This is a genomic window from Polaromonas sp. P1_E1_2, from assembly GCF_056406035.1.
In genome coordinates this window covers 1-8180 of record NZ_JBFUAZ010000140.1, presented here as the reverse complement: position 1 = coordinate 8180, position 8180 = coordinate 1, and the positions used below count along the sequence as shown (strand labels likewise).

Genomic DNA, 8180 nt, shown 5'->3' with positions numbered 1-8180 from the left:
GGGTAGACCCCGTCAAGGCTTTGCAACGCCGCGCAAGGCCTTTTTGAGCGCAACCCGGAGGGAATGGGGCGAAAACGGCGCCACTCGGCGTTGCGCTCCTCACCCAGACTCCCGGTCTGGGATTCGTCGCGCGCCTTGATTGGCACCGTTTTCACCCCATTCGCATTTGTAAACATAGTGTTAGCAGGCCCTAGTCTCCTGCCTGGCGGCGATGCGCGTCACTGCAATAAATCCCCTTGCCGCCTGTCAGGGCGTCGGACTTCGGCAAATGCACGTGGCAGACATCGCATGCGATCATCTCCGCAACGGCCGTTTCGCGGCCCGATGCCTGGCGGGGGCGGGCAGCCGCCGCATCGTTTCTTTCCGCATCGCGGTTGTGGCGCCAGAGCCAGAAAACCACCAGCACGAATCCCATGACCAGAAGGTATTTCATGCCCGCCTCAGAATGACTTCAAGTACAAAGCGCGAACCGGCGTAGCCCAGCAGCAGCAGGCCGGAGCCCAGGTACAGCACACGGACGGCCTTGCGGCCACGCCATCCGAGGCGCGCCCGGCCGATCAGCAGGCCGGCAAACGTCAGCCAGGCCAGGACCGAAAACACGGTTTTATGGTTCCATTTCCAGGCCAGGCCGGGCCCGTAGAGTGTTTCGGCGAACAGCCAGCCTACAAATAGCGTGGCCGATAGCAATACAAAGCCGGCCTCCACGAAGCGGAAGGTGAGCCGCTCCAGCGTCAACAGCGGCACGCCCGCATCGGTTTGTGCGGCCAGCCGGATGGAGCGCTCGGAGCGCGTCATCAGCCAGCCGTGCACCACTGCGGCGGCAAACAGCCCATAAGACGCGATGCCCAGGGCCCAGTGCAACGGCAGCCAGGGGGACGCGATGGCGTGATAGGTGGTACCGGGGAAAATGACCGTCAGGATGACAGCTGCGCTGCCCAGCCCTGCCAACGCCCAGTGGGCCTGGAGTTGTGGAAACAGGCGGCTTTCGATGGCGTAAACGGTCAGCACCAGCCAGACCGTCATGGACAGCGCCGGTGCAAAGCCGAAACGCGGGGGCTCGCCCAGCAGGCCATCGGCCAGCGCCAGCGCGTGCAGCAGCCAGGCCGCCAGCAGCAGGCCGCGGATGGCGGCGGGGCCGAGGCGCGGGGAGGCTAGAGCCAATGCAGCGTAGGCGACGGCAGCACCGGCTGCCGCTGCAAGACCCCACCAGTCGCTCAAAGCTAAAATCATGGCTAGAGTTTAGCCTTTACTGCCTCTTTCCCCCCTTTCTGGCAGCCTTCCGCTGCAGCCTTTCTTTTCCACCTAACTGCGCCGCGTTYGTGGYGCCTTCCCATGGCCTCAGCTCTTACCGACAAGTTATCCCGTCTCGTCAAGGAAATGCGAGGCCAGGCCCGCATCACCGAATCCAACGTGCAGGACATGTTGCGCGAGGTACGCATGGCCTTGCTCGAGGCCGACGTTGCGCTGCCGGTGGTGCGCGACTTCATTGCCCGGGTCAAGGAAAAAGCGCTGGGCCAGGAAGTGATGGGTTCTCTCTCGCCGGGCCAGGCGCTGGTGGGTATTGTCAACAAGGAACTCGCCGCTACCATGGGCGAGGGGGTGAGCGATATCAACCTGGCAGCCCAGCCGCCGGCGGTCATCCTGATGGCCGGCCTGCAGGGCGCGGGTAAAACCACCACTACCGCCAAGCTGGCCAAGCACCTGATCGAAAAGCGCAAGAAAAAGGTGCTGACCGTTTCAGGCGACGTCTATCGCCCTGCCGCCATTGAACAGCTCAAGACGGTCACCAAACAGGCCGGCGCCGAATGGTTTCCCAGCACGCCTGACCAGAAGCCGGCCGACATCGCGCGAGCCGCCATTGACTACGCCCGCAAGCATTTCTTTGACGTGTTGCTGGTCGACACGGCTGGCCGCCTGGCCATCGATGAGGCCCTGATGGCCGAAATCAAGGAGCTGCATGCGATCCTGAACCCGGTTGAAACGCTTTTCGTGGTCGATGCGATGCAGGGCCAGGATGCGGTCAACACTGCCAAGGCCTTCAAGGAAGCCTTGCCGCTCACCGRCATCATCCTGACCAAGACCGACGGCGATTCACGCGGCGGTGCGGCGCTCAGCGTGCGCCAGATCACCGGCGCCCCCATCAAATTCTCCGGTACCAGCGAGAAAATCGACGGCCTGGAGGTGTTCGACGCCGAGCGACACGCCGGCCGCATCCTTGGCATGGGTGACATTCTTGCGCTGGTCGAGCAGGTGGCCGCCGGGGTGGACATGGCCTCTGCCCAGAAGCTCGCCGCCAAGATCAAGTCCGGCGACGGCTTTGACCTCAACGACTTCCTCAGCCAGTTGCAGCAAATGAAGAACATGGGGGGGCTTTCAAGCCTTCTGGAAAAGCTGCCCGCGCAAATGGCTGCCAAGGCCGGCCAGGTCGATATGGACAAAGCCGAGAAAGACATCAAGCGCAAGGAAGGCATCATCCAGAGCATGACGCCGCTGGAGCGCCGCAAGCCCGAACTCATCAAGGCCACCCGCAAGCGCCGCATTGCCGCCGGCTCCGGCGTGCATGTTCAGGAAGTCAACCGCCTGCTCAATGAGTTCGAGCAGATGCAGGGCATGATGAAAAAGATGAAGGGCAGCGGGATGATGAAAATGATGAAACGCATGGGTGGCATGAAAGGCATGCCCAAGTTTTGATCAATTCGCTGTTTAAGGGAAAAATGGCTGCAGCCCAATAAAGACGGGCGCAACCAGCTCCTGAATTAATAGCGTTTACCTGTCATGAAAAAAGCCGCTTCAAGCGGCTTTTTTCATGGGTTGCCCTGAAGTCAGGCTATTTTCAGGCCGCCTTCAGCCGTGGCTTGGCCAGCCGGCTTGCATGCAGCCAGGCGCGTCGCAGTACCGCCGGCGAACGGGTTTCTTCCGGGATCAGCAGGTAGTTCTGCGCACGCAGGGCCGTGCCCACGCCGACCTTGCTGGTGAGCACCGTCATCGGGATCGCCAGCAGCAGCGGCAGGCCGACCGGGATCAGCCAGATCAAAGCCCGTGCATCGATCACTGCAATGCCGACAGCCAGCAGCGCAATCACGCCGGACATAGGCGCCAGCTGCGCCAGCGCATGGCGCCAGGGCACAGCGGCCGCTTCGCGCGGGGGCGATTTCCATTCAAGCTTCAGGCCGGTGAGGGCCACCACCACAAACAGCGAATGCGCGAGCATGCGGATGGGGGCCTGCAACAGCGCGATCAGGGTTTCAAGCAAAGCGCTGCGCAGCAGGGCGACGGTGCCGCCATAGGATTGCTGCTGGCGGTTGACCAGCACGGCCACGATGCCCAGGATGCGCGGCAAAAACAGCATGCACAGCGTCCAGGCCCAAAGCGACATCAGCTCGCCGGGAAGCAGCGTCCAGTCGGYAATCATGGGCGAGCCGGACAGCCACAGCGCCGTACCCAGCGTGAGAAAGCACAGCCATAGCGGCGCCGACAGATACGCCATCGCGCCCGTGCCGAACATGGAGCGGTGTACCGGGTGAATGCCCGGCTCGGCGATCAGGCGCGAGTTTTGCAGGTTGCCCTGGCACCAGCGGCGATCGCGCTGCAGCTCGGCCAGCAAATCCGGCGGCTGCTGCTCGTAGCTGCCCACCAGGTCACCCACCAGCCAGACGTGGTAGCCGGCGCGGCGCATCAGCGCGGCCTCGACAAAATCGTGCGACATGATGCTGCCGGCCATGCCGCCCGTGCCCTTGATGTGCGCCAGCGCGCAATGCTTCATGAAGGGCTCAATACGGATGATGGCGTTGTGGCCCCAGTAGTGGGACTCGCCCATCTGCCAGAACTGCATCCCCAGCGTGAACAGACGCCCGGTCACGCGTGAGGCGAACTGCTGCGCCCGTGCGTGCAGCGTGACGTGGCCGATGGCCTGGGTTGCGGTCTGGATGATGCCGGCCCTGGGATTGGCTTCCATCAGCTTGACCATGGAAACCAGGCAGTCGCCGCTCATCACACTGTCGGCGTCCAGCACCACCATGTAGCGGTAATCCTTGCCCCAGCGGCGGCAGAAGTCGGCCACATTGCCGGCCTTGCGGTCGGTGCGGCGTTTGCGCAGGCGGTAATAGACCTCGATTTGCGGCTGGTCGGGGTATCCGGCCAGCTGGGTGCGCAGGTCTTCCCAGGCGGCGCGCTCGGCCTGGATGATGGCCGGGTTGCTGCTGTCCGACAGTACGAAGACATCAAAGCTCTGTACATGGCCGGTCATCGCGACCGACTCGCAGGTGGCGCGCAGGCCGGCGAACACGGTGCGTACGTCTTCATTGCAGATCGGCATGATGATCGCGGTGCGTGTGGACGCATCCAGCGGGTAGTGCTGAACCYTTTTCGCGGACAGCGCGTGTTTGTCACCAAAGATCGTGACATAAAAGCCCATCATCGCCGTCATGAAGCCGGTCACTACCCAGGCTGACAGAAGGGCAAACAGGCTGATCTGGCCGTACTGCAGCCAGGCATTGTCATAGTCGGGCTGCATGTCCGCAAAGATGCTGGTTGCCAGCACGGTGCTGATGACAGTCAGCAGCAGGAATACCGTGCGCCGGCGCCGGGCAGCCTGCTGCCAGCGCTCAAGCCGGGAGGCAGGCAGGCGATGGGATGGTGCCGGCGCGGCGGCCCGGAATATCGACAGCATGGGCAGCAGCAGCGCGGTGGCCATGCTGTTCCAGAAGCCACGCCAGGGCCGGGGCACCATGGAGCCGCGGTTCAGCGGTGGCGCCGTCACCGAATTGGGGTGGCGTTCCTCGCGCAGGGCGCTGCGTGCAGCGGATGGAATCAGAGTGTGATCAGGTTGGTCCATGTTTCGCTCACAGTGTGGTTGTCATGTTTGAGGAAGGCGCGCAGCTCAACAGGCTGGGCCGGGTTCAGCCGCAGCACGCGCAGCGTCATGCGCCATGCGCCGGTGGCGGGATTCTTGTAGGCCATGCTTTCGAGCACACGGCCATTGGCGTTGGCGCTAGAGATGGCTTCGACCCTGGCGTCCTCGGGCAGCGCGTCCAGCGCCGGGCCGGCAAAGTCGATGACGTACTGGACCTGGCCCGTGAGATCGGTTCCGGCCTTCGAGTACCCGGTGCCGCGGCGTGATTGCGTGACCCAGCTGTTGGGCGGTAGTTGCTGGTTCTTGCCCTGCCAGCTGATTTGCCAGGCGATGTCCAGCGACTGGCCAGGTGCTGGCATTTTTTCGGGTACCCAATAGGCCACCACGTTGTCATGGGTCTCGTCCGGCGTGGCAAATTGAAACAGCTCGACCCGGCCGGCGCCCCAGTCGCCCACGGGCGTGACCCAGGCGCTGGGCCGCGTCTCATAGCGGGCTTCGGTGTCTTCGTAGTTGGCAAAGGCGCGGTCGCGTTGCATCAGGCCAAAGCCCTTGAGCGACTTCATGGCGAAAGACGTCACCAGCGGGGAGGACGGATTTTGCAGGGGCCGCCAGAGCCATTCACCGTCACCCGTAGCCATCATCAGGCCATCGGAGTCGTGCACTTCGGGCCGGAAATCGCCGGGGCGGGGCTGGTTTTCGCCAAAGAAAAACATGCTGGTCAGGGGCGCGATGCCCAGCGAGGTCACGGGCGCGCTGTTGCCGGAGGTTGTGGCCGGGCGCATGAAGATGCGCGCCTGTACATTCGTGGTGGTTTGCTCGCCGGCCTGGATGTCGAACCGGTAGGCGCCTGTCATGCGCTCCGAATCCATCACAGCGAAGACGGTCAGCTGCTTGCTGTCGACTGCAGGTTTTTGAAGCCAGAAATCCGTGAAACGGGGAAACTCTTCCTTGGCTCCGCCCGCACCGCCTGCGGTGTCCACCGCCAGGCCGCGTGCCGAAAGGCCATAACGCTGGCCCGATCCCAGCGCCCGGAAGTAGGTGGCGCCGGTGAACACCACCAGCTCATCCTTGTAGGTGGGCGAGTTGAGGTTGCTGAAAAAGCGCGCGCCGCCGTGGCCCAGGTCACCCCAGGTCTCGGGTGACAGTTTGTTTTTTCCGAAATTGAATGTGGCGGGGTCGTAGGACAGGCGCTTCACGCCCGCTGTCGTGATTTCGTGAATGCGAACCGAATCACCGTGCCGGCCGACGTGGAAAAAATTCGCTTCAAAGGGAAGTTTGTCGGCGCGCCACAGCGTGCTGGCGGCGTTGAACCGGATGTCGCGGTAGTCGTCGTACGCCATCCTGGCGAGCTCGGTGGGCACCGCGTGGGACGCTTCGCGCCAGGGCGCTTGCGAGCGCTGGCGTGCGATAGCGGCCACATCGTCCAGATCGAAGGCACGCGCCTGGCCGGCCGCGAGCGTCAGTGCCGCAAGGCTCGCGCAGGCCGCGATACGGGCCTGCAGGGGAAAATTGAAGCGGCGCTTGGGGTCGCCGGAGGATGCCAAAAAAGGCAGGAAAAAAGCTGGCATGCCATGACTAGGGCAAACCCTGTGCCAGCTTCGAAAAATTGTTTTAAATCAACAAGTTGGGCGTGATACTTGATTTAACCAAATGTAATCCGGCTCAAAAGCGCCCAGAATCGCGGGTTTTGTCGCCGGTGAGCGACAACTTCCGCAGATGTCTCGATTAAATCGTTTTAAATCAAAGGCTTAAACCTGTCGCCAACCAGCGACGGCCCACGGCGGCACAGCGACAAACCCAGGTCGAACCGGAGCCCCTGGAACCTGTTTACGGTCTAAACCTTGAAGTGTCCCGGCGTGAGCCCGTGCTTTTGCATCAGGCGGTAAAACTCCGTGCGGTTCCGGTCGGCCAGTCGGGCCGCATCGGCCACGTTGCCGTCTGTCAATTTGAGCAGCCCGACCAGGTAATCCCGCTCGAAGTGTTGCCTGGCTTCCGCATAGGTGAGCACTTGCACGCTGGGTGAGCGCAAAGCCCGCTGCACCAACGCCAGCGGCACCAGCGGGGTGGTGGACAGGGCACAAACCTGCTCCACCACGTTGTAAAGCTGGCGCACGTTGCCTGGCCAGGCGGCCGTGGTCRGGGCCTTGAGGGCCTCGGGTGCGAAACCGCTCAGGCGCTTGTCGTACTTGGCCGCCAGTTTGAGGAGAAAGTGGTTGGCCAGCAACGGGATGTCTTCGCGGCGCTCCGACAGCGGGGGCAAGGTCAGCGTGACGACATTGAGCCGGTAATAAAGGTCGGCGCGGAACTGGCCCTCAGCCATGGCAGCGTCAAGGTCGCGATGCGTGGCCGAGATGATGCGCACATCCACCGGAATCGACTGGCTGGAGCCCAGCGGCCGCACCACCCGCTCCTGCAACACGCGCAGCAGCTTGACCTGGAGCGCGGGCGGCATGTCACCGATTTCATCGAGCAGCAAAGTGCCGCCGTCTGCAGCCTGGAAAAGGCCTTTGTGATTGGCCACCGCATCGGTGAAGGCGCCCTTGACGTGGCCAAACAGCTCGGATTCCAGCAAGGCCTCGGGGATGGCGCCACAGTTCACGGCAATAAAGGGCTTGCTGGCCCGTGCGCCTGCCTGGTGGATGGCTTGTGCGAGTAGTTCCTTGCCGGTGCCGCTTTCACCGCGCAGCAGCACGCTGGCGTCCGACTGCGCCACCATGCGCGCTTCAGCCAGGGCTTCGGCCATGCGGCTTGAGCGGCTGATGATCTGGTTCTGCCAGGCTTCGGGGCTGCCCTGTTTGGCCGGGTTGGCGGGGGCACTCAGCGCCAGCGCCTGGGCAATCTTGTCGAGCAGGCTTTTGCCGTCAAAGGGCTTGGTGAGATAGGTGAACACGCCGCGTTCGGTGGCTTCCACGGCATCAGGAATGGTRCCATGCGCGGTCAGCAAAATCACCGGCAGCGAAGGATGCTGCTGGCGTATGTCGTCGAACAGCGCCAGGCCGTCCCGGCCGGGAAGCCGCACATCGCTGAGTACCAGCTGCGGCCGTTCAATATGAAGCTGCGTCAGCGCCGCTTCGGCCGACGTGACCGCCGTGACGCGATAGCCCGCTGCAGTGAGCCGCATGGTGAGCAGGCGCAGCATGTCGGCGTCATCATCAACGACGAGCAGGTGGGGCGCTGTCAGGGCGGAGTCGCTCATGGCGCGGTGGGGCGGGCCCGGCTGGCAGGGGGGATGGGCGCCGAGGCTGTTGCCGCCGGCTGCCGGCTGGTGAGGCTGCGCTCAATGGCCTTCAGCGCCTCCAGCCGCTCGTTGGTCTGGTCCAGCCTGCGC

The 8180-nt window shown here is 63.4% G+C and carries 6 protein-coding genes; 1 reads left to right on the top strand and 5 read right to left on the bottom strand.

The window, feature by feature from the left end; genetic code table 11:
• Positions 1-190 precede the first annotated feature (190 nt).
• Complete coding sequence (locus AC1D1P_RS09065) at positions 191-433, bottom strand: PP0621 family protein (RefSeq protein ID WP_477672740.1); 243 nt, start codon at positions 431-433, stop codon at positions 191-193.
• Entirely contained in the window at positions 430-1230 is an 801-nt protein-coding gene (locus tag AC1D1P_RS09060; protein ID WP_477668364.1) for a cytochrome C assembly family protein, read from the bottom strand. The genes AC1D1P_RS09065 and AC1D1P_RS09060 overlap by 4 nt, the downstream gene beginning before the upstream one ends.
• 102 nt (positions 1231-1332) lie before the next feature.
• Between AC1D1P_RS09060 and ffh the strand changes: the two genes are divergently transcribed.
• Positions 1333-2691: a signal recognition particle protein gene (gene ffh, locus AC1D1P_RS09055; protein ID WP_477672739.1), complete on the top strand. Its 1359-nt coding sequence runs from the start codon at positions 1333-1335 to the stop codon at positions 2689-2691.
• A gap of 142 nt (positions 2692-2833) precedes the next feature.
• Here the strand turns inward: ffh and mdoH are convergent, their stop codons facing one another.
• The 3 genes from mdoH to AC1D1P_RS09040 form a co-directional block, all read right to left on the bottom strand.
• Positions 2834-4834, bottom strand: a complete 2001-nt coding sequence (gene mdoH / locus AC1D1P_RS09050) for a glucans biosynthesis glucosyltransferase MdoH (RefSeq protein WP_477672738.1) — start codon at positions 4832-4834, stop codon at positions 2834-2836.
• Positions 4810-6420 carry a glucan biosynthesis protein G gene (locus AC1D1P_RS09045; RefSeq protein ID WP_477672737.1) on the bottom strand — a complete coding sequence of 537 codons (1611 nt, stop codon included), beginning with the start codon at positions 6418-6420 and terminating at the stop codon, positions 4810-4812. Before AC1D1P_RS09045 ends, mdoH begins: the two co-directional genes overlap by 25 nt.
• 266 nt (positions 6421-6686) lie before the next feature.
• Positions 6687-8048, bottom strand: a complete 1362-nt coding sequence (locus tag AC1D1P_RS09040) for a sigma 54-interacting transcriptional regulator (RefSeq protein WP_477672736.1) — start codon at positions 8046-8048, stop codon at positions 6687-6689.
• Positions 8049-8180 lie beyond the last annotated feature (132 nt).